Genomic DNA, 19,147 nt, shown 5'->3' on the forward strand with positions numbered 1-19,147 from the left:
TCGGCGGCGCGCCGCCGACCCGGACAGGGCCGTCAATGCCGGATACGGATCGCAATTCATCAGACGCTCAAGACCGGGACTGGCGCGCATGGCATGGCGCGATGAACCTTTCCTGCGCGTCCAAGATATCAACATGCCGCTGTTGACTCATTGCCGCGCCCAAGGCTTCATGGACGAGTCGTGGTTCTGCAATCGTGTCGAAGCGGTTGGAGCTAAGAGGGAATTCGGTGAGCCGTTTGGCGAAGCCGGAGCTGCCCCCGCAACTGTAAGCGGTGAGCTTGTGTCCATTCTGCGTCACTGAAGCCATTCGGCTTCGGGAAGGCCGGATACAGGCGATGACCCGTGAGCCAGGAGACCTGCCGCGACATCATATCGTCCGCGGCGGGGTGTCCGATGGTGCGCTTTGGCTCCATCGGTCCGTTTGCCGCGAGTCCTTGCCGCTCGCCATCATAGCCCTGCCCCTCAAGCCCGGGGTTCGTGCTATGACGACCGTCTCTCCTGTCCGCATTCCGCCTGAAATATCCCGCGCGCTGCCGCGCCGCGACCTGGAAGCCGCCCTGCTGCTGATGGCAGCCGTCGGGTTCAGCGAACCCGCCTTTGCGCAGAGCGCGACCGAGGCCGCACCCATTGCGCTCGATACGCTCGAGGTGACGAGCCCGTCTCTGGGCGCGGGCCTGAATTTGCTGGTGCCCTCGACCACCGGCAGTCGGCTGGATCTCACCTCGCTGCAGACCCCCGCCAGCGTGCAGATCATCCCCGGCGATCTGGCCCGCGAGCGCGGCCAATACACCGTCATCGATGCGGTGAGCCAGGACGCCGCCGGCTTCAGCGCCAGCCCGGCGCCAGGCAATGGCGGCACCTCGCTGAGCACCCGCGGCTTTTCCGGCCACGGCTCCGTCATGCAGCTCTATGATGGCACCCGCCTCTATGTGGGCGCCGGCACCGTCACTTTTCCCTTCGACACCTGGTCGGCGGAGCGGATCGAGGTGTTGCGCGGCCCGGCCTCGGTGCTCTATGGCGAGGGGGCGATCGGCGGGGTGGTGAACGTGGTGCCGCGCAAGCCGGACCCATATGCCAGTCACGGCGAAGCGTTCATGGCGCTGGATTCGCTGCTGTCCGGCCGGGTGGCATTGGATGCCACCGGGCCGATCAATGACCGGGTCTCCTATCGCTTCGACATCGCCGGAAAGGTCTCCGACGGCTGGGTCGACCGTGGCGACAACACTTCGCTGGCGGTCTCCGGCAGCCTGCGCATTCAGGCCAGCGACGACCTGGTGTTCTCCTTGAGCAACGACTACGGCTTTCAGCAGCCGCAGGCATATTTCGGCACGCCTCTGATCGGCGGACGTCTCAGCGACGTCAACCGCACCGCCAACTACAATGTGGATAACGCGCTGATCCGCTACAGCGATAACTGGACCCAGTTCAAGACCGAATGGGCGGCCAGCGATGCGCTGACCATTCGCTCAACATTCTATTATCTGACCAGCGACCGGCACTGGCGCGATGCGGAAACCTACAGCTTCCAGCCCGCCACCGGCCTGGTGCGGCGCACCGATTATCTCGAAATCCGTCACGACCAGACCCAGGCCGGCAATCGCACCGACGCCACCTATCATGCCAGGCTGCTCGGCATGCCCAACGCATTGGTGGTGGGGTTCGACATCAACAAGGTGGGCTTCACGCACATCAACAATTCGCCCTATGGCGGCACGTCCACGGTGCCGCTCGTCGGCTTCGATCCCGGCTCCTTCCTCAGCCCTGTGGCGACGGTGCCGAAATATCATTCCGATACGGTGCAGTATGCGATCTTCGCCGAGGATCGGCTGGTCCTGAACGATCAATGGTCCATCGTCGGCGGCCTGCGGTCTGAAAACCCCACCATCACCCGCTACAATCAGGTCAATGGGCAGGAAGAGTTTCAGAAGGCCTATTCAGCCCTCACCGGCCGCATCGGCGTCGTCTACACGCCCATCACCGATCTGTCCGTCTATGCCTCCTACACCACCGGCATCGATCCGGTGTCCGGCCTCATCACGCTGTCCAGCGCCAATGCCAGTTTCGACCTGACCACGGCGGAACAGTATGAAGTGGGCGTCAAGCAGGCGTTCTGGGGCGGACGGGGGGAGTGGACGCTCGCCGCCTACGACATCATCAAATACGATCTCCTGGCCCGCTCCTCCACCAGTTCCACGGTGACCGAGCAGATCGGGCAACAATCCTCGCGCGGCCTTGAAGCGACCTTTTCGCTGGCCTTCCACCCGGATTGGCGCCTGTCCGCGAATGCCGCCGTGCTCGATGCCCGCTATGACCGCTTCATCACCACCAGCGGCATCAATGCCACCGGCAATACGCCCATCGGCGTCCCCGAACAGGTGGGCAACATGTGGCTGACCTGGATGTTCGCGCCCCGGTGGAAGACCTGGGCGGGGGTTCAATATGTCGGGCCCATGTTCGTCAACGAAGCCAATACCATCCAGCGACCGGACTATGTGGTGGTCAATGGCGGCATCCAGTGGTCGCCCACACCCGCCTCCACCCTGGCGCTGCGGGTCTACAATCTGTTCGATGAGACCTACGCCGTGGCGGGTGGCACGACCCAATGGGTTCTGGGCCAGCCGCTGACGGCGGAACTCAGCGCCAGCGTGCGCTTCTGATGCCCGCGATCCCCTCCCTCCAGCGGCGCGGCCCCGCCGCGAAGCCGCGGCGCAGGCCGCTGTGGAAGACCACCAAGCCGTGGCTTTATCGGCTGCATCGCTGGCTCGGCATCGGTGCCTGCCTGCTCTTTGTCATGTGGTTCGCATCGGGCGTGGTCATGATGTACGTGCCCTTCCCCAGCCAGAGCGAGGCGGACCGGCGACGCGCGCTGGCGCCCATCGCCTGGGAGCATGTGGCCATCACGCCCGCGCAAGCCATGGCCCTGGCCGGCACCGGTGCCCCCCGCGACAGCGTCCTGCACATGCGGGCGGAAGCGCCGGTCTACCGCATCACCGACGCCACGGGGGCGCTTCACCTTGTCTCCGCCGTGGATGGCCGCCCGGTGCCGTCCATGACGGCGGACGAGGCGGTCGCCCTGGTGCGCAGCCGATGGGGCGCGCCGGACGCCCGCCTCATCCAGACGCTGGAGCGTGACCAGTGGACCGTGCCGCAGGGCTACAATCCCCATCGCCCGCTCCATCGGGTGGCACAAGGCGATGGGGCGGGAACGGAGATCTATGTCTCCTCGCGCACCGGCGAGGTGGTGCTGGAGACCACGGCATCGCAGCGCTTCTGGAACTGGCTGGGAGCGGTTCCCCACTGGCTCTACTTCACCCCTCTGCGCCAGAATGGGCCGCTGTGGTCCAATGTGGTGCTGTGGATCGCCGGGCCTTGCATCGCCGTTGCCGTCACCGGGGTGTGGATCGGCCTGCTGCGCCTGCGACCGGGCAAGACCCGCTACAGAGGCGGGCGCATCTCGCCTTATGGCGGATGGATGCTCTGGCACCATATCTCCGGCGTGCTGGGCGGCGTTGCGGTCATCACCTTCATTTTTTCCGGCTGGATGTCGATGAACCCCCTGAACCTGTTTTCACGGGCGCCGGTGTCCCAGACCGCGCTGGCGGCCTTCCGGGGCGACGACGGGCGACCGTTCCCGGGCCATCCCGCCGCAGGGGCGCAGGACATCCCGGCGGATGTGGTCGAAGCCCGGTTTTCGTGGCTGGGCGGCCAGCCGCTGGTGCAGTTCGCCGATGCGGCTTCCCATGGGTGGCTGCGGAATGCGGCGGGGCGCGAGGTGGTGCTCTCGGATCAGACCATTGCGGAGGCTGCGGCGCGGCTGTTTCCGGGGACCGAGCTTGCCCAGGTCACCCGGCTCCGGGAGGCGGACGCCTATTGGTACAGCCACCACCGCATCCGCCCGCTGCCCGTGGTGCGGGTCGCGTTCGCGGACGCCCGGCGCACCTTTGTTCATATCGACCCGGCAACGGGCGACATTGTCGGCACCAGCACATCGGCGCTTCGCCTCTATCGGTGGCTGTACAATGGGCTGCACAGCCTGGATTTCACCATCCTGCTGCACCGCCGCCCACTGTGGGACATGGTCATGGGGGTGCTGTCCCTGCTGGGCCTGGTCATATCCGTGAGCGGCGTGGTGATCGGCTGGCGGCGCCTGCTCGCCCGCTGACGCCATGGCCGGTCCCGCGCTCCGGGCCTGCTGTGACACGCAGGATCAGGTGTCATCTGGGGACGGTGGTGGGATTAGGCGGGATTTGCCGGGAACGAGCGGGAAAGCCTTGCGGTCATAGGCCTAGCAGTGGCATTGGCGACGATGACTTGTTCGCGGGCCGCGCAGGAACGAATGTCACCCAAGGGCCAGACATGCGGCAGACGCAGGATCAAATGTCACCACCGTCAAAACGGCAGATGGCGCTTGCCGCGCGCGCCGAACGCCTTCTCGCACAGAGCCATGAACTTCCGATATTCGACCGCATCATAGGTGGCGAATTTCAGAGCCTTGGCCGGCGGCATTGCAAGCGAATGCACCACGTTCGCCAGATTCTGGACGGCAAAGGCGCAGGCGACGCGCTGATCCTCATTCACCGACACAAGATCGGTCGCAACACGCCCCTGCAGCTTGGCCAACGCGTAAGACTGCTTTTTCAACTCATCCGGATCCGTGGTCGCAACCGCGTCGCTGATCATCTCTTCCGCGGTCTGGACGTCAGCGAGCCAGAGGCGCGCTGTCCCGTTCGGCTTGGCTTCGGCAATGGCGGAAATCCCCACACCGATAACGAGTGTCGCGGCCATCAGGGTCGAGGAAAGCGCCACGTTGCGTGAAGGACGACAACCAGAAGTCAATATCGAAAACATTGCTTGCATTTCAATGAGTTAACGGCAGCCAGATGCAAGCATGGAATGCGCGAATTCAAACGCAGCGTCAACGATAACGCCGAGAATGGCCTTTCTTACGAGCCTCAGGCCAAGCGTTTACCGGCGCCAGGCGCTTCTGCCACTGCGCGCAAATCGGCGCGGAGTTGGGTGACGACCAGCTTGATCATCGCCAAGCGTTCCAGAGCATCGTCGGTCGCCGACGCGATCTCCGCATACTTGCGGCCACTCAGCCGCCCGAGGTCGATAGCGGCCAAACCGACCTTCTCGTCCTTGTAGAGGCGGGCGATGGCGTCCGTGATGCGCCCCATCAATTCTTCATCGACGACGGCCTGCCCCTGTTCGCTGGGCGTGCCTGGCTCGCGGTCCGCGCCGCCCCCTGCCAGCCAATCCAGCGAGACGTCCGCGGCCTTGGCCAGCATCTGAAGCGCATAAAAGGGTGGGCGGGCATTGCCGTCTCGCCATTTGGCGATCTGTTCGGCCTTGTACCCCACAATTGTGGATGCGCTCTTGAGGCCGCCAACCCGCTTTAGCACCTCTTTCAGGCGAGTTCCGAGCTCCGGCGTCCAGCCCGGAACTTTTTCACCCGACTCGTCCGCCGGTTCCGAGCTGTCGTAACCATCGGTCATTACAACAGAAATCCCGTTTTTGTGGACTTGCGGCAGCGCCCATAGGTCGGAACTCCATTTTTATGGTTGCAAAACTCCATAAAAGTGGACATTTTTGACCCAAGTGAACGCATTCGCGATCTCATTCGTGTGCGCAATGCCCCGAAAAAACCGGCTCTGGCAGGAGCCGGGTTCCGAGGAGTTCAACATGACCAAGTCGGCGCCTGTCGTGTGGGACAGGCACGCGATCCGGGCCGAGGTGCATCGGCGCGAGACCACTTTGACGGCTATCGCCCTCGCAGCCGGTCTCGACCAATCCGCCTGCCGCTCCGCTCTCGTCCGCCGTCATCTGGCGGGCGAAAGGGCCTTGGCCGATTTTCTCGGAATCGCTCCCGAGAAGATCTGGCCCGAGCGGTACGCCAAGCCGTCACCCTGGGCAAAGCGTATCTTGGAAGGACGCTCCGCCGCTAGCCAAAAGCAAAGCGGGGCGGTGGACATGGGAGCGGCGGCATGAGCCCGCGCCTGTCCAGCCCCAGGCTGCGCCCGGACATGCCGCTCCATCCCATGGCGCGGGACATGGGCCGGCTGGCCCAGATCCGCCGCGAGAGCCTGCATGTGATGATGGGGCTCGCCGCTCTCATCCTCGGCGCGCACGCGCTCGCCATCCTGCTGCTGGTCTGGCTATGACCGCGCGCCCCCGCCGGACGAGAGGCGCGTGAGCATGGCCCGCGCACCGGATCGCATCACCCTGGACCTGTTCCGCGACTGGGAGCCGCCAAGCGTTGCGGTCGGCCCCGGCGATGCGGAAACGCGTGGGCCGCTGGATCTGGTCATCACCCGCCTCATCAGCGCCGCCATCAAGAAGTCCGAGCGCAGCCGGGAGGAGATTGCGCAGCAGATGGGCGCCTATCTCGGCCGCACGATCAGCAAGGACACGCTGGACGCCTGGGCCAGCCCGTCCAAAACCAACAACCGCATCCCGCTTGATGCCTTCGTGGCCTTGATCGAGGCCACCGGCGACCATGACCTTCTGGGCTGGCTGCCGGCGCAACATGGCTATGTGGTGGTGCCGGCCCGCTATGCGGATCTTATCGAACTGCACCTGCTGGAAGAGCGCGAGGCTGAAATCGCCCGCCGCAAGGCCGCGGTCCAGGCGCGCTACCGGGGAGGCCGGTGATGCGGGCCTGGTTCACCGCGGCAGAGATTGCCGATCTCATCCTGCCGGACGTGCCGGAAAGCGAGCGCGGCGTCCGCAAGATGGCCGCCCGCGAAGGCTGGCCATCACGGGAGCGGACCGCCTCCGGCGGTGGCCGCGAGTATCCGCTTTCGGCCCTGCCCACTGCCGCCCGTGCCGCCTACGTCGCTCGGCATCTGCAGGCGTTGGAGGTGCCGCTGGCGGTGGCGCAGGCGGCGGCGAGCGAGCCGGAGGCGGAGCAGGTCACGGCCACGGCGCTGGAGCAGCGGGATGGGCGGCTGGCCATTCTGGCGGCGGTGGAGGATTTCGCCAGCGCCGCCGGCATCGGCCGCAAGCGGGCGGATGCTCTGTTCTGCGCGGCCTATGCGGCGGGGGCGGTGGAGGTGGCGCCGTGGGTGCGCGAGGCGGTCAAGTCGCTGACGCCGCGCACGCTGGCCCGCTGGCGGGCGGTGAAGGCGGTGGGCGCCACCCATCGGCTGGCGGTGGATCGGGGCGCGGCCCGGCGCGGCAAGGGCGTGCTGGGAATCGCCAATGGCGGCGACGTGAAGGTGTTCTGCCTCGCGCTGCTCTCCCGCAACCCGCTGTTTACGGCAGACCATGTGCGCGACCTGGTGGGCGGGCAGTTCGGCCCGACGCTGGAGGTGCGTGGCAAGGTGCTGCCGCTGCCACCGTTGCGCACCTTTCAAGAGGCGTTGAAGGCCTGGAAAACCACCCACAAGGTGGAATTGACCGCCCTCAGCAATCCCGATGCGTTCAAGAACCGCTATCGGCTGTCCGGCCGGGGCGCCATGGCCCATGTGCAGGCGCCGAACCAGCTCTGGATGATCGATGCCAGCCCGGTGGACATGCTGTGCCTGGATGGCCGGCACAATGTCTATGTGGCCATCGACATCTTCACCCGCCGCATCATTGCTTATGTCACCCGCACGCCGCGGGCCGAGGGCGTGGCCCTGCTCATGCGCCGGGCGATCCTGGCCTGGGGCGTGCCGGAGGAGGTGAAGACCGATAACGGCGCGGACTTCGTCGCTTATGCCACCCAGCGCCTGTTCGCCGCCATCGGCATCCGGCGCGTGACGGCCGAGGCCTTCAGCCCGGAACAGAAGGGCCATGTGGAACGGGCCATCGGCACCTTCCAGCGCGGCTTCGTGCGGCTGCTGCCGGGCTTCATCGGCCATAGCGTCGCCGACCGAAAGGTGATCGAGGCCCGCAAGAGCTTCGCCGCCCGCCTCGGGGAAGATCCGCGCGAAGCGCTGTGCGTGGAACTAAGCGCGGCCGAGCTGCAGCGTTATGCGGACGCATGGATCGCCAGCAAATACGATCACCGGCCCCATGAGGGGCTTGGCGGCGTCACCCCGTTCCAGGCCGCGGCCGCCTCCACCGCGCCCATCCGCACGGTGGAGGACCGCGCCCTCGACATGCTGCTGGCCCCGGTCGCCGGACAGCATGGGCTGCGCCTCGCCACCAAGAGCGGCATCCGCATCGACGGCTTCCATTATCTGGCGCCGCAGATCCTGCCCGAGACGCAGGTGCTGGTGCGGATGGACCCGGCCGACATGGGCCGCGCCTTCCTGTTCGATCCGGCCGGCGTCAGCTATCTGGGCGAGGCGGTATGCCCCGAGCTGGCAGGCATCGACCCGAAGGCGGCGGTGGCCGCGGCCAAGGCCGAACAGGCCCGTATCATCGCCGAGCGCACCGCCGATGTGCGCAAGGAAGCCAAGCGCCTCACCAAGGGGCCGCGCCTGATCGATCTGGCCTTGCGCCACAGCGCGCGCCAAGCCGGCACGCTGGTGGATTTCCCCAAGGCGCGCGAGGCGCACACCACCCCGGCACTGGAGGCCGCCGCCCTGGCCGCGGCGCCGCGCACCGCGCCCAAGCCGCGGATCTCGGAGGAAACCCGCGCCCTCCAGGCCCGCCTTGTGGCGGAATCAGCCGCGCCCGCCGGTGGGCAGGTGCGCCCGCTGCATGCGGTGGAGACACCTAAGCAGCGCTGGATGCGGGCGCAGGCGCTGGAACGGCGCCTCGCTGCCGGGGAAGCCCTGCCGCCGGAAGAGACCACCTGGCTGCTCGGCTACGCCCAAGGCCCTGAATACAAAGGCTTCAAGCTCACGTTCGGAGACAGCCATGACCTAGCGCCCAGACACGCGCCGGTGGAAGCCGGCTGAACCAGATCACCACTTGGGGACATGAGATGTTGCAGGCAGGACTGATGATGAAGGGGCCGGTTGCCACCACCAATGTCGCGGCCTTCATGGGGCTGGCGACCAAATTGATCGAGCGCGATCCCACCGCGCCGGGGTTCGGGGTGTTTCACGGGCCTTCGGGCTACGGCAAGACCTATGCGTCCATCTTCGCCCAGAACAAGACCCGCGCCATCCGGGTGGAAGTGGGCGATTACTGGACCCGCAAGACCCTGCTCAAATCCATCCTGGCGGAAGCCGGCCAGAGCCCGCGCGGCACCATTGCCGACATGGCCGAGGCCACCATCCGTATTCTGGGGGATGATCCCGGCCGGCCGCTGATCATCGACGAAGCCGACCGGCTGGTGGACAAGCGCATGATCGAGCTGGTGCGCGATCTGCAGGACAAGAGCACCGCGCCCATCATCCTCATCGGCGAGGAGCATCTGCCGGCCAAGCTGGCGGCGGTGGAGCGGGTGCACAATCGGGTGCTGGATTGGGTGGCGGCGCAGCCCACCGACATGGACGATGCCCGCTCGCTGGCCGCCTCCATCTGCCCCGGCATCGCCATTGGCGATGATCTGCTGGCCGAGATCGTCAACCGCTCGGACGGGCGGGCGCGGCGCATCGTGGTCAATCTCATCCGCGCCGGGGAGATCGCCCGCAACAGCGGGGCCAAGGCGCTGGATCGCCGGGCCTGGGGCAGCACGGAGTTTTTCGACAGCCGCCCGCCATCGCCGCGCAATATCGCCGCTCTGGCACGGGGGCTGTGAGATGGGACGCCGCCCCAGCCCCGACCATCATGCCCTGACCGTCGCGGTGCCGCGCGGCCATGACGGCTATTGGGCCATCATCCGCGATCTGGACACCCAAGGCCCCTGGACCCCGGCCGATGTGGTCGACCAGAGCAACGCTGATCCCGGCAGCATCCATGATTATGTGCGGCGCCTGGCCAAGGCCGGCATCTGCCGGCAGGTGGCGGAACGGCCCGGCGTGTTCAAGGCCAAGCCGATCCCGGTTTATCAGCTGTGCGAGCGCCCGTTGCAGGCGCCGCGCCTGCGCCGGGATGGCAGCCGCTGTCCGCCCACCGGGCAGGAGCAGATGTGGCGTGCCCTGCGCAATCTGGGCACCGTGACCTATATCGAGCTGGCGCACGCCGCCTCCACCGACGAGGTGAGCGTCGATCCGGTGGCGGCGCGGGCCTATCTCAAGGTGCTGGGCAAGGCCGGCTATCTGGTGGTGGCCCAGGCCTCCAAGCCGGGCAAGGCCGCGGTATGGCGGCTCAAGCCGGGCATGAACACCGGGCCGCTGCCGCCTTTGGTGATGCGGACCAAGTTCATCTGGGACCAGAACCGCAAGGCGGTGATGGGCGCGGCGGAGCAGGCCGAGGAGGCGCGGCCATGAACCCGCGCCCGAACCCACGCCCGCCCACGGATTTCCACGCCCGCGCCCGCGCCGGCTGGGGCACTCCGCCGGATTGGATCATGGCGCTGGCCGATGCCTGCGCCCGCACCACCCAGACCGCCGCCGCCCGCCAGCTGGGCGTCTCGGGCTCCATGCTCAGCCAGGCACTGGCCAAGCGCTATCCCGGCGACATGGCGGCGCTGGAACAGCGGGTGCGCGGCGCCTTCCTCGGCTCCACCGCCGATTGCCCGGTGCTGGGCGAGATCGGCATGGATCGCTGCCTCACCGAGCAGAAGACGCCGTTTTCGGCCGCGTCCTCGGTGCGCGGCCGGCTCTATCGGGCCTGCCGCGCCGGCTGCCCCCATGCACGCCTCACCGGAGGCGCGTCATGACCGCAGCCCCCAGCCTGTTCGAGGCCCCGGAGCCCAGCATCCGGCTCATCACCCAGGCGGTGGCGGAAGCCACCGGCGTCTCCGCCCATGACATCCGCACCCAGCGGCGGACGCGGGAGGTGATGGAGCCACGCCATATGGTGTGCTGGCTGGCCGCCCGCCTCACCACCAAGACCTATGGCCAGATCGGCACCGCCTTGGGCGGGCGCGACCACACCACCATCCGCAGCGCGGCCTTGAAGCTGGACGCGCGCATGCGCACCGATGCCCAGTTGGCCGGGCGCCTCACCGCGCTGCTGGCCACGCTCCAGGCGCTGGCGGCCAAGGGCCTGGCCGAGCGCTGCCCCGATGCGGATGGGCTGGCGGTGGCCGCGCACATCATCGCCGCGCCGATGCCGGAGCGCGCCGCCATCGGCGCCTCCACCGACCAGATCGTCACCATGGCCGCCCAGCTCATGGCGCTGCACCGCGCGGCGGATGCCGCCGCCGAGATGCTGGTGCAGCTGGGCGACGCCGTGGCCGGCGCCCCCCGCGATCATCTGGCCGAGGCGCTGGGCGCGCTCGGCTACGTCACAATTCAGGCCCCGGAGAGCCCCGATGGACAGTGAGACCCAATTCGCCGATGGCATCATGGAGATCGGCGGCAATCAATACATGACCGATCCCCAGGGCCATCTGGTGCCGCTGGATCTGGTGAAGCCGCAGGATGCGCTGGAGGACCAGACCGTGCGCAAGATCATCCAATATGCCGATGATCTCTCCGGCCAGATCGCCCGCTTCCGCGGCCACACCTTCGATGACGTGGCCTCCTTCGTCAGCATCCTGGCCGAGCGCTATGGGGCGACGCGCGGCGGCGCCAAGGGCAACACCACCCTCACCAGCTTCGACGGCTGCTTGAAGGTGGTGGTGCAGGTGCAGGACGTGCTCACCTTCGGCCCGGAATTGCAGGTGGCGAAAGCCATCGTGGACGAGTGCGTCGCCGCCTGGTCGGACGGCGCCCCGGCCGAGGTGCGCGCTCTCGTTCAACACGCCTTCCAGACCGACAAGGAAGGCCGCATCAACCGCGCGGCTTTGTTCTCGCTGCGGCGCCTGAAGATCGAGCGCGAGCCCTGGCCGCGGGCCATGGCGGCGCTGGATGATGCCATCCGGGTGGTGGGCTCGCGAGAATATGTGCGCTTCTATCGCCGCCCCAATGCCCGCGCCAAATGGCAGCCCATCACCATCGATCTGGCCTCGGCGGCGTGAGGGCGGCCATGGGCGCGGCAATCCCCGTTTCCCCCGTCGTCCGCCCGGCGCTGCCAGGCGCTGCCAGGCGAGATCGCGCGCGAGGCCCGCTTATGAGCACCGCCACCGCTCAGCAGATCGGCGCCATCCACGGCATTGCCCGCCGGCTGGGGCTCGACACCGACACCCGCCGCGATGTCATCGCCGCCGTGGCCGGCGGCAAGCGCTCCTGCGCCGAGCTCTCCAAGGCCGAGGCCATCCGCGTCATCGACCGGCTCAAGGCGCTCCAGGGTGGCGGCAGCGGCACCCCGGCGCGCGGCGCGGCGGATCTGGCTGGCCCCTATGCGGCCAAGCTGTGGGCGCTCTGGCTGTCCGGCTGGCATCTGGGCGTGGTGCGCGAGCGCACCGACACCGCGCTGCTCGCCTTCCTGGAGCGCCAGACCGGCCTGGAGCACACCCGCTTCCTCTCGGATGCCGCTTCCGCCCGCCGGGTGATCGAGGCGCTGAAGGCTTGGCTCGCGCGGGAGGCGGGCGTGGAATGGCCGGCGAGCGGCAACATCGAGGCGAGCAAGGCGGCGGTCTGGCGGGCGCAGCGGCGGCGGATGGCGGCGTTGGGGCTGTCGGTGGCGGGTGCGGAGCTGGGGCCGGGCACGGACTTGGATGGGGAGATCCGGGCGGGTGGCGCGGTCATTCGCAAGCGGATGAAGGCGGGGCAGGCATGAGCGAGGTTCCGCCCCTGCCGCATCTTCTCAATGCGCTTTTGCCGGCGGCTGGCCTGGCGCGGGTGCTGGCCTTTGCCTCGGAGCATGGCGGACGGCGGCTTTCCGTCCCCAAGCGGGCGGGCGATGAGCATCGCTTGGTGGCGCTGCTCGGGCGGGAGGGGGCGGATCTGCTGTGCGCCATGTATGGCGGCGAGACGGTCGCCGTGCCCATGGGGCCGGCGGGGACGCTGGCGGCGGCGCGGTTAAGGATGGCCCGCGCACTGGCGGAGGGGGCCTCCATCGACGAGGCCGCGGGGCATGCGGGGTTGCATCGGCGGACGGCGCAGAGGATGCGGGCGCGGGGGAAGGAGGACGAGGATGCGGGGCAGGCGAGACTGTTCTAGGCAGGAGGGCGTTGCTGCACTTCCTAGAAAGGAGGCACCTGTATCATCAGCCAACCTGCGGGGACAAAGCTGTTGCCCCGCTACCAAATTTCGAAGCAAATGGAGCAAAGACCTTGGGACCGGCTGCCGCTCAAATGGATGAAAGAATCTGCTGGACGCGAATGCAGGCCGAAGCTGGTGAGCAGCTTGGCCGCATCGTGCATCGGAAGGAACTGGAGCGGAGATCGGGTGGAGGCCTATTCTTCTGGGGCGTGGGAACGGCGCCGTCGCGGGCTATACCAGGGCTCGTGCGAACAGCAGCGCAGATCGACGTAGTGTTCTCGGTGATGAAGTCCCGGCCGAAAGCACAAGACGTCGCGCCATCGCGCATACTGGCTTGGCGTGGCTACACCGGCGAGGACGGTCAACCCCGGCCGATTCCTGATAACGTGTTGGTGACGAGCCGCGCAGGCAGCAGGAATTGTCACTACGCGTTGGTGTGTCGGTCTGAAGTACCGCTAGAGGTCGCAGATCAGGGAAGCTTCGATCCAAGTGCTTATCGGAACATAGGCGCTGGCGGTGCAGTCGGCGCGTCCCAAGTGACGGCGCTTCTCGAACGTTGTGGGCGTGAAAATTCTTCGAGCTACCGCGTGGCGATGCGAGCTCGATTGACTGACGGGTACTGGGTCAAGCTGATCGACCCTGTGGAATTGATTGAGCCAGCTCGGGCGGCGTTGGAGGAAGAGATGCAAGCGGAAGCCGACTGGCTGGACGTAGTGTCTTACGTCCGCAACCGCTGTGGAAGGGCGTTTGCCATGAGCGGCACGCGATCAGGTCGTTCTTGATTTGATCTCTCCTCGTGGGCCTGCTATCGAATCCCCGGTCGGTTGCTGGAGGATTCGCGCGCGATGATGGGCGATGCAGAATCACTAAAGACCGAATTGCGTGCGGCAGGGCTTAGTCGGGCTGCGGTTGACGCTGCCTGGCCTGAGTGGTGGAGCGATCAGGCCGAGTCGTCGAAGTCCGCTCGGACAGAACTGCGCCTCGCCGTTGCACGAAATCTTGGTCTATCGCCCAAGTCCCTCGTCGGTGAGCGGGTAGACTTCGTTTGGAGAGACAGGGCGCGATTCAAGCATTTGCACGCCACGGAAGAAATGCCGTTGGCCGCGCTAAACTCGTTTGGCGTCAGCGTGGGTCGCTCGCTGATGGAGGCATGCAAACCAAACGGTGACCTCATAAACCTCCGTGCAAGCACCCTGCGTGAATTGCTTCTTCCCACGGGTCCACCCAACCTGGCAGGGTTGTTGACCTTCTGCTGGGCGATAGGCGTTCCGGTTGCTCATCTTCGGGTATGGCCGTTGGTGCAAAAAGCTATGCATGCGATGGTAGTTGGACAGGGTAGACGCCACGCAATTCTCTTGAGCCGGGAAGCCAGATATCCGGCGATGGCAGCTTTCACCCTTGCGCATGAGATCGGGCACATTGCCCTAGGTCACGTGCCAACCGACGACATCCTCGTCGATGTAGAGGATCCTGCGGGGGCGACAGATTCTGACGGCGAAGAGACTGCGGCCGACAGGTATGCCCTTGAGGTATTGATGGGAGATCCGGACCCGGATATCCGCTTGAACTTCAATAGTTTTAACTCCCTTGAGCTTGCCGATGTAGCAAAGCGTATGGGCGAGGATCTAGGGATCGATCCGGGCACGCTGGCTCTGGCCGTAGCCTTTCGCCACAATGCATGCCCGGTCGCGATGGCGGCGATGCGCCTACTCTATCCGCAGCAGGCGCCAGTCTCGGACATCGTCAACAGCGTAGCTGAGAGCCAACTCGACCTTAGCCGCCTCGGCTCGGATGGAGCTGTCTTTATCAAACGGACATTGGGCATCGGTAATGGCTGACGAAGTCGCTGTCGACACCGATGTATTGTTAAAAGCGTCCGCTTACCGCGTCGCCATAGAATTGGTAAGCGCTCTGTCGTCCTATGGACGTGTTGCGGCGCTGGGCCTTACGCATATAATCGCCTTAAGTCAGATGTCGCGGTTGCGACACCTAGCAAACCGGGGCGAGGCTGTGGCCCAGCTAACTCTATTGCTGGGAATGTTGGAGCGCCTCGAGCCAGATGATAGTGAAATCAGTTTGGCGGCAGATCTCGCGACCACTGCGCAGCAGCGAGGCCTTCCCCTCGACACCGGCGAGGCGCAGATCGTTTCCATCGTTGTAAATCGGGGCCTCCCCTTGATGGTTACCGGCGACAAGCGCGCAATTCGCGCATTGGCATCGCTTCTCGCCGGCAGCAGCCTTAAGGGCGCGTTGATCGAGCGCATCGCAAGTTTTGAACAGTTGCTTCTCACTATCGGGGGCATCGTGGGCGAAGAGACGCTTCGCGAGCGCATTTGCGCAGAGCCACAGGTGGACAATGCCATGCGACTGGCTTGTTCCTGTGGACGAGATGATTGGGATCCCGCCCAGTTGCATGAAGCCTGCGGAAGCTACGTCGAGGCCACAAGGCGAGACGCCGACAGTCTACTCCGGTTGGGCTCAGCGCTCACTTAGGAACACCGCATAGGGATCTATAAGGTCGGCCACGAGGTCAATCTTGACCTTTTTGGGTTCGAAATTAACCAGTTCAGGCTCGGTGATCAGCAGGCAAGCCTTGTCCGCTTGGCCCTGGACGTAGCGGCTCCCCAAACGTCCTTCATTACGGCCGACTGCTACTCGCGTTGAGCCGAGGTCCAGTTCATCATCGTGCTCACGCAGATTCTTGATCATAAGCGCATAGCGTGAACCCAAGACGTTAATCGCCTCCGGAATTTTTTCCCATTTCGTGCCGTCGACAGAGAAACGCTCCGCACGTACCTGCTCAGCATAATGCTTGGAATTCATCTTGTGCATGACAAGGTGAATAGGTTCTCCCTTCGCGGCGAACGCACGTGCGAAAGGCTGAACCATCGAAGTTGGATAGCAGGTGCTTCCACCATAACCCCACATCGCGAAGCCTGCATTGTCTATCTCGCGGCGTTTCCGTTCGATGATCTCGGCAATTCCCTCCTTGGCATGAGTGCCGACTTTCATATAAAGCACGCCCGCCCCTGGGCGGATGATGTCGCTCATTTGGTGTCCTCATAAAACTCCGGCCGCCATTCATTCTCATCGGCGCCCTCCAACGTCAGCGGCCTGTTGGATCTGATGTATCGCATCCGCAGATTTTGGTCTCGCCCATAGAAATTAACCAGACGCTCCTCTTCGATCGCCTTACTCTTGCCTCGCGCCAGATTGCCTGGGAGCGCCTCAATGAAAAGATTGCACGATCGGAGCAGCGCGTCATCGTCTAGATGATAAGAATGCATGAGCGGTTGCATACGGCTTACGAAGTAGCCGAGATCAGATGCCCGCTTCTGCGTAGTATGGAGGACGTGCTTCGGCCAGTCGAGCTCCTCATCGTCCGCAATAACGATCATGCCCTGACCGCCATAACCGCAGGCTTCAATGCCACGTTCCATGAAGACGTGGACGCTCGTCCCGTCATTCGACTGCCCCCAGGGAGGATTAGTATAAAATCGGTCGAATCGATTCGACCTCGGGAACGCTTCACGTGCATTGTAAAGTTCAGCATTCAAGTGCCGAATGTGCTTTCGCTCGGCAAAGCTCTTGATTGCCTGGACCTGACGTTCGTCGAAGTCAAAAACGGTGATCAGCGAAGGACCATAGTCAATTATGTTCCTGCTCTTAAGGTAAGCGACGCAAACACTGATGGCGTCTCCGTCACCAATGAAAGCCAGCCGCTTTTTGTCAGCCCAATGCGCGACAAGCTCCGCTTGGAGCACCATATCACCTGTCTTCATGTAGATCTGATCGATACTACGGATCGGCCGAGGCCGGTTCTGAACCACGTCAGAGACAGCGTTCACGGCTTCCTGCAGATCGATTTGCCGGCGTTGCACTACCACGTTTACAGCCCCCCACTCACACCGGGAGCAAGACTAGGGCTTATGTTGGCGGTGACAAGCGTATGACGTAATATTTCCTCTTTGTTGCCAGGAAACCAGTGATGTTTCATTCGGAACGCTACTAAAGAGGGTGTCCATCATCAACCAGCTTGCTAAGCAGCCGGCTCTATGCATCTGGATGACGAGGACTAACAGCAGCCCCGGCGACACCCGTCACCCGTCCAACCTCGGCCCATCCTAGCCATGATCGCCCCAGCGCGTTTCGGGGCTGGCCCGGAACGCCGTCCTTCAGGGGGAGCGGCGGGTGTCAGCCCAGACCATTTCGCGAGACGGAACCGATCTCGTCAAAGCCTTTGAAAGCTGCCTGAAACCGGTCTCCGGCCGCAAGGGCTTTTTCACCACCTACATCTGCCCGGCGGGCGTCCTCACCATCGCCTGGGGCCACACCAACGACCATGGGCGCCGGTTCAAGGCCGGCGAGGTCTGGAGCCAGGCCGAATGCGACGCCGCGCTGGCGCAGGATCTGGCGACGTTCGAGACCAGCGTCTCGACCATCCTGAAAGACGTGCCGCTGGCCCAGCACGAATATGATGCGCTGGTGTCGCTGTCCTATAACATCGGCCCGCTCACCCGCTCCTCCATCCCCGCCAAGTTGAAGGCCGGCCGCAAGGCCGAGGTGCGGGCGGTCATGGCGCGCTGGAACAAGGGCGGCGGCAAGGTGCTGCCTGGTCTGACCCGGCGCCGGGAGGCCGAGGCGGATCTGTTCGAGGGCAAGATCGACGAGGCGTTGCGCACGGCCGGCGTGGTGCGGGCGGCGCCGCTGCCCATGCCGCAGCAGGTGGATACGCCGAAGCCGCCGCTGACGGTGGTGGCCAAGGGCACCAAGCGCGAGACCGCGGCGGTGGCGGCCGGCGGCACGCTGGCCACCGGCTCCGGCACCAGCGAACCGCATCCGTTCAATTCCGCGCTCACGGTCGCCGGTATCGCGCTGGGCCTCGCCTTGGTCGCCGCCGCCGGGGTCCTGCTGGTGCGCAAATACAAGCTCATTGCGGAGGAGTGGCGCTGATGGATTGGTCGTCTCTCGCATCCCAGGTGATCAAGCTGGGCGCCCCCGTCCTCGGCACCGCTTTGGGCGGGCCCCTGGGCGCCTCGGTGGGCAAGGTGCTGGCGGATACGCTGGGCGCCACGGAGGAAACCCCGGAGGCCGTTGCCGAGGCGGTGGCCACCGATCCGCAGGTGCAGGAGAAGCTCCAGACGCTGGAGGCTGAGCGCAGCGCGGAATGGATTTCGGTGATCCAGGCCGGCCAGGCGCTTTCCGCCCAGCTCGCCACCACCGAAGCCACCAAGGGCGGCTTTGCCTATCTGTGGCGGCCGGCCATGAGCTGGCTGATCATCGCCATCATCGGGCAGAGCTTCATGGTGGCGCCCTGGCTGCGCGGCCTGCTCTCCATCGATGTGGGCACGCCCTACGACCAGGTGCTGGGCATCTCGGCGGTGTGGCTCACCATCTATGGCGGCGGCCATACGGTGAAAAGCATCTTCGGCGCCCGGCTGACCCGGTGATCCATGGAACCGGGCAACATCGCCAATTGGGGCTCGCTCTGCGTCTCGCTGTTCACGCTGGGCTTTTATGTCTGGACCTATCGCTCCAAGGCCGCAGCCGACCGGGTGGCGGCGCTGGAGAAGGCGCTGGTGGACAAGGCCTCCACCGGGCGCATGGGGGCCCTGGAGGACCGCGTGGACAAGGTGGAAGACCGCACCACCACCATTGAAGGCGACATCCGCCACATGCCGTCCGCCAGTCAGGCGCAGCGGCTGGAGATCGCCTTGTCCGAGGTGCGCGGCGACCTGGCGGTGCTGAACGAGCGCCTCGGCCCCATCGGCGCCATTTCCGAGCGGCTGCAGGAATTCCTGCTGGAAGAGGCGCGCAGCCGGAGGGCACGGTCATGAGCATGGAACGCCTGATCCGCGAGGAAGCCCGCCTGATCCTGCTGCGGGCGCTGGCGGGCGAGGTCAACGAGACCCTCAATTCCAGCCTGCTCACCGAGCAGCTGCGCACCTTCGGCATCAAGCGCGAGCGCGCCTGGGTGCATGGGGAACTGGCCTATCTGGCCGAGATGGGCGCGGTCACTTTGGTGGAGGCCGGCAGCGTGAAGGTGGCCAGCCTCACCGGCCTCGGCCGCCGGCATCTGGACCGGGAAGCGGTGATCGAGGGCGTGAAGCGTCCGTCGCGGCCGGAGGCCTGAC

24 protein-coding genes and 1 riboswitch are annotated in these 19,147 nt (G+C 65.5%); of the genes, 20 read left to right on the top strand and 4 right to left on the bottom strand.

The features are described 5' to 3' along the window. Positions 1-164 precede the first annotated feature (164 nt). A riboswitch (cobalamin riboswitch) is annotated at positions 165-379 on the top strand. Between the two features lie 103 nt (positions 380-482). Next, entirely contained in the window at positions 483-2,657 is a 2,175-nt protein-coding gene (locus AAG816_RS24270) for a TonB-dependent receptor (RefSeq protein ID WP_341992280.1), read from the top strand. After that, positions 2,657-4,162, top strand: a complete 1,506-nt coding sequence (locus AAG816_RS24275) for a PepSY domain-containing protein (RefSeq protein ID WP_341992281.1) — start codon at positions 2,657-2,659, stop codon at positions 4,160-4,162. Before AAG816_RS24270 ends, AAG816_RS24275 begins: the two co-directional genes overlap by 1 nt. 227 nt (positions 4,163-4,389) lie before the next feature. On the opposite strand, the gene AAG816_RS24280 is transcribed toward AAG816_RS24275, so the two are convergent. Further along, the gene (locus tag AAG816_RS24280) at positions 4,390-4,785 is read right to left on the bottom strand and encodes a hypothetical protein (RefSeq protein WP_341992282.1); all 396 of its coding nucleotides are present in this window, start codon (positions 4,783-4,785) and stop codon (positions 4,390-4,392) included. A gap of 167 nt (positions 4,786-4,952) precedes the next feature. After that, positions 4,953-5,495 (bottom strand): hypothetical protein, encoded by a 543-nt coding sequence (locus AAG816_RS24285; RefSeq protein ID WP_341992283.1) that lies wholly within the window; start codon positions 5,493-5,495, stop codon positions 4,953-4,955. Between the two features lie 187 nt (positions 5,496-5,682). On the opposite strand from AAG816_RS24285, the gene AAG816_RS24290 reads away from it, so the two are divergent. The 14 genes from AAG816_RS24290 (at position 5,683) to AAG816_RS24355 (ending at position 15,506) form a co-directional block, all read left to right on the top strand. Beyond that, positions 5,683-5,988, top strand: coding sequence for a helix-turn-helix domain-containing protein (locus tag AAG816_RS24290; RefSeq protein ID WP_341992284.1), 306 nt, complete (start codon positions 5,683-5,685; stop codon positions 5,986-5,988). Next, complete coding sequence (locus AAG816_RS24295; protein ID WP_341992285.1) at positions 5,985-6,161, top strand: hypothetical protein; 177 nt, start codon at positions 5,985-5,987, stop codon at positions 6,159-6,161. The genes AAG816_RS24290 and AAG816_RS24295 overlap by 4 nt, the downstream gene beginning before the upstream one ends. A gap of 34 nt (positions 6,162-6,195) precedes the next feature. Next, positions 6,196-6,651 carry a hypothetical protein gene (locus tag AAG816_RS24300; RefSeq protein WP_341992319.1) on the top strand — a complete coding sequence of 152 codons (456 nt, stop codon included), beginning with the start codon at positions 6,196-6,198 and terminating at the stop codon, positions 6,649-6,651. Beyond that, entirely contained in the window at positions 6,651-8,831 is a 2,181-nt protein-coding gene (locus tag AAG816_RS24305; RefSeq protein ID WP_341992286.1) for a DDE-type integrase/transposase/recombinase, read from the top strand. Before AAG816_RS24300 ends, AAG816_RS24305 begins: the two co-directional genes overlap by 1 nt. Before the next feature lie 26 nt (positions 8,832-8,857). Beyond that, entirely contained in the window at positions 8,858-9,619 is a 762-nt protein-coding gene (locus AAG816_RS24310; protein ID WP_341992287.1) for an ATP-binding protein, read from the top strand. 1 nt (position 9,620) lies between these two features. Further along, positions 9,621-10,250 (top strand): hypothetical protein, encoded by a 630-nt coding sequence (locus AAG816_RS24315; RefSeq protein ID WP_341992288.1) that lies wholly within the window; start codon positions 9,621-9,623, stop codon positions 10,248-10,250. Next, positions 10,247-10,642: a transcriptional regulator gene (locus AAG816_RS24320; protein ID WP_341992289.1), complete on the top strand. Its 396-nt coding sequence runs from the start codon at positions 10,247-10,249 to the stop codon at positions 10,640-10,642. The genes AAG816_RS24315 and AAG816_RS24320 overlap by 4 nt, the downstream gene beginning before the upstream one ends. After that, positions 10,639-11,250 (top strand): helix-turn-helix domain-containing protein, encoded by a 612-nt coding sequence (locus AAG816_RS24325; protein WP_341992290.1) that lies wholly within the window; start codon positions 10,639-10,641, stop codon positions 11,248-11,250. Before AAG816_RS24320 ends, AAG816_RS24325 begins: the two co-directional genes overlap by 4 nt. Next, entirely contained in the window at positions 11,240-11,887 is a 648-nt protein-coding gene (locus tag AAG816_RS24330; RefSeq protein WP_341992291.1) for a DUF3164 family protein, read from the top strand. Before AAG816_RS24325 ends, AAG816_RS24330 begins: the two co-directional genes overlap by 11 nt. Before the next feature lie 92 nt (positions 11,888-11,979). Further along, on the top strand, positions 11,980-12,588 hold the full coding sequence (locus tag AAG816_RS24335; protein ID WP_341992292.1) for a regulatory protein GemA: 609 nt from the start codon (positions 11,980-11,982) through the stop codon (positions 12,586-12,588). Continuing rightward, positions 12,585-12,971 (top strand): helix-turn-helix domain-containing protein, encoded by a 387-nt coding sequence (locus AAG816_RS24340; protein WP_341992293.1) that lies wholly within the window; start codon positions 12,585-12,587, stop codon positions 12,969-12,971. The genes AAG816_RS24335 and AAG816_RS24340 overlap by 4 nt, the downstream gene beginning before the upstream one ends. A 134-nt stretch (positions 12,972-13,105) precedes the next feature. Continuing rightward, positions 13,106-13,795 carry a hypothetical protein gene (locus tag AAG816_RS24345; protein ID WP_341992294.1) on the top strand — a complete coding sequence of 230 codons (690 nt, stop codon included), beginning with the start codon at positions 13,106-13,108 and terminating at the stop codon, positions 13,793-13,795. A 63-nt stretch (positions 13,796-13,858) separates the two neighbouring features. Further along, positions 13,859-14,851: an ImmA/IrrE family metallo-endopeptidase gene (locus tag AAG816_RS24350; protein WP_341992295.1), complete on the top strand. Its 993-nt coding sequence runs from the start codon at positions 13,859-13,861 to the stop codon at positions 14,849-14,851. After that, positions 14,844-15,506, top strand: a complete 663-nt coding sequence (locus AAG816_RS24355) for a hypothetical protein (protein WP_341992296.1) — start codon at positions 14,844-14,846, stop codon at positions 15,504-15,506. Before AAG816_RS24350 ends, AAG816_RS24355 begins: the two co-directional genes overlap by 8 nt. On the opposite strand, the gene AAG816_RS24360 is transcribed toward AAG816_RS24355, so the two are convergent. Together AAG816_RS24360 and AAG816_RS24365 are read right to left on the bottom strand one after the other, a co-directional pair. Further along, entirely contained in the window at positions 15,492-16,064 is a 573-nt protein-coding gene (locus AAG816_RS24360) for a hypothetical protein (protein ID WP_341992297.1), read from the bottom strand. The genes AAG816_RS24355 and AAG816_RS24360 overlap by 15 nt on opposite strands. Further along, positions 16,061-16,900, bottom strand: a complete 840-nt coding sequence (locus tag AAG816_RS24365) for a bis-aminopropyl spermidine synthase family protein (protein WP_341992298.1) — start codon at positions 16,898-16,900, stop codon at positions 16,061-16,063. Before AAG816_RS24365 ends, AAG816_RS24360 begins: the two co-directional genes overlap by 4 nt. 304 nt (positions 16,901-17,204) lie before the next feature. Here AAG816_RS24365 and AAG816_RS24370 point away from each other — a divergent pair, with 304 nt between their 5' ends. The 4 genes from AAG816_RS24370 to AAG816_RS24385 are packed head-to-tail and all read left to right on the top strand — an operon-like array spanning position 17,205 to position 19,146. Then, entirely contained in the window at positions 17,205-17,966 is a 762-nt protein-coding gene (locus AAG816_RS24370; protein WP_341992299.1) for a lysozyme, read from the top strand. Beyond that, positions 17,966-18,463: a 3TM-type holin gene (locus AAG816_RS24375; protein ID WP_341992300.1), complete on the top strand. Its 498-nt coding sequence runs from the start codon at positions 17,966-17,968 to the stop codon at positions 18,461-18,463. Before AAG816_RS24370 ends, AAG816_RS24375 begins: the two co-directional genes overlap by 1 nt. A 3-nt stretch (positions 18,464-18,466) precedes the next feature. Further along, positions 18,467-18,850 (top strand): DUF2730 family protein, encoded by a 384-nt coding sequence (locus AAG816_RS24380; RefSeq protein ID WP_341992301.1) that lies wholly within the window; start codon positions 18,467-18,469, stop codon positions 18,848-18,850. Beyond that, positions 18,847-19,146, top strand: coding sequence for a hypothetical protein (locus AAG816_RS24385; protein WP_029006473.1), 300 nt, complete (start codon positions 18,847-18,849; stop codon positions 19,144-19,146). Before AAG816_RS24380 ends, AAG816_RS24385 begins: the two co-directional genes overlap by 4 nt. The last annotated feature ends 1 nt before the right edge of the window (position 19,147 follow it).

The organism is Azorhizobium sp. AG788 (assembly GCF_943371865.1).
In the GTDB taxonomy this organism is placed as follows: domain Bacteria; phylum Pseudomonadota; class Alphaproteobacteria; order Rhizobiales; family Xanthobacteraceae; genus Azorhizobium.

Bases quoted from the DNA above. Each gene is read 5' to 3' on its own strand.
- AAG816_RS24270 (WP_341992280.1), top strand. From the start codon at position 483: ATGACGACCGTCTCTCCTGTCCGCATTCCGCCTGAAATATCCCGCGCG.
- AAG816_RS24275 (WP_341992281.1), top strand. From the start codon at position 2,657: ATGCCCGCGATCCCCTCCCTCCAGCGGCGCGGCCCCGCCGCGAAGCCG.
- AAG816_RS24280 (WP_341992282.1), bottom strand. From the start codon at position 4,785: ATGGCCGCGACACTCGTTATCGGTGTGGGGATTTCCGCCATTGCCGAA.
- AAG816_RS24285 (WP_341992283.1), bottom strand. From the start codon at position 5,495: ATGACCGATGGTTACGACAGCTCGGAACCGGCGGACGAGTCGGGTGAA.
- AAG816_RS24290 (WP_341992284.1), top strand. From the start codon at position 5,683: ATGACCAAGTCGGCGCCTGTCGTGTGGGACAGGCACGCGATCCGGGCC.
- AAG816_RS24295 (WP_341992285.1), top strand. From the start codon at position 5,985: ATGAGCCCGCGCCTGTCCAGCCCCAGGCTGCGCCCGGACATGCCGCTC.
- AAG816_RS24300 (WP_341992319.1), top strand. From the start codon at position 6,196: ATGGCCCGCGCACCGGATCGCATCACCCTGGACCTGTTCCGCGACTGG.
- AAG816_RS24305 (WP_341992286.1), top strand. From the start codon at position 6,651: ATGCGGGCCTGGTTCACCGCGGCAGAGATTGCCGATCTCATCCTGCCG.
- AAG816_RS24310 (WP_341992287.1), top strand. From the start codon at position 8,858: ATGTTGCAGGCAGGACTGATGATGAAGGGGCCGGTTGCCACCACCAAT.
- AAG816_RS24315 (WP_341992288.1), top strand. From the start codon at position 9,621: ATGGGACGCCGCCCCAGCCCCGACCATCATGCCCTGACCGTCGCGGTG.
- AAG816_RS24320 (WP_341992289.1), top strand. From the start codon at position 10,247: ATGAACCCGCGCCCGAACCCACGCCCGCCCACGGATTTCCACGCCCGC.
- AAG816_RS24325 (WP_341992290.1), top strand. From the start codon at position 10,639: ATGACCGCAGCCCCCAGCCTGTTCGAGGCCCCGGAGCCCAGCATCCGG.
- AAG816_RS24330 (WP_341992291.1), top strand. From the start codon at position 11,240: ATGGACAGTGAGACCCAATTCGCCGATGGCATCATGGAGATCGGCGGC.
- AAG816_RS24335 (WP_341992292.1), top strand. From the start codon at position 11,980: ATGAGCACCGCCACCGCTCAGCAGATCGGCGCCATCCACGGCATTGCC.
- AAG816_RS24340 (WP_341992293.1), top strand. From the start codon at position 12,585: ATGAGCGAGGTTCCGCCCCTGCCGCATCTTCTCAATGCGCTTTTGCCG.
- AAG816_RS24345 (WP_341992294.1), top strand. From the start codon at position 13,106: ATGGATGAAAGAATCTGCTGGACGCGAATGCAGGCCGAAGCTGGTGAG.
- AAG816_RS24350 (WP_341992295.1), top strand. From the start codon at position 13,859: ATGATGGGCGATGCAGAATCACTAAAGACCGAATTGCGTGCGGCAGGG.
- AAG816_RS24355 (WP_341992296.1), top strand. From the start codon at position 14,844: ATGGCTGACGAAGTCGCTGTCGACACCGATGTATTGTTAAAAGCGTCC.
- AAG816_RS24360 (WP_341992297.1), bottom strand. From the start codon at position 16,064: ATGAGCGACATCATCCGCCCAGGGGCGGGCGTGCTTTATATGAAAGTC.
- AAG816_RS24375 (WP_341992300.1), top strand. From the start codon at position 17,966: ATGGATTGGTCGTCTCTCGCATCCCAGGTGATCAAGCTGGGCGCCCCC.
- AAG816_RS24380 (WP_341992301.1), top strand. From the start codon at position 18,467: ATGGAACCGGGCAACATCGCCAATTGGGGCTCGCTCTGCGTCTCGCTG.
- AAG816_RS24385 (WP_029006473.1), top strand. From the start codon at position 18,847: ATGAGCATGGAACGCCTGATCCGCGAGGAAGCCCGCCTGATCCTGCTG.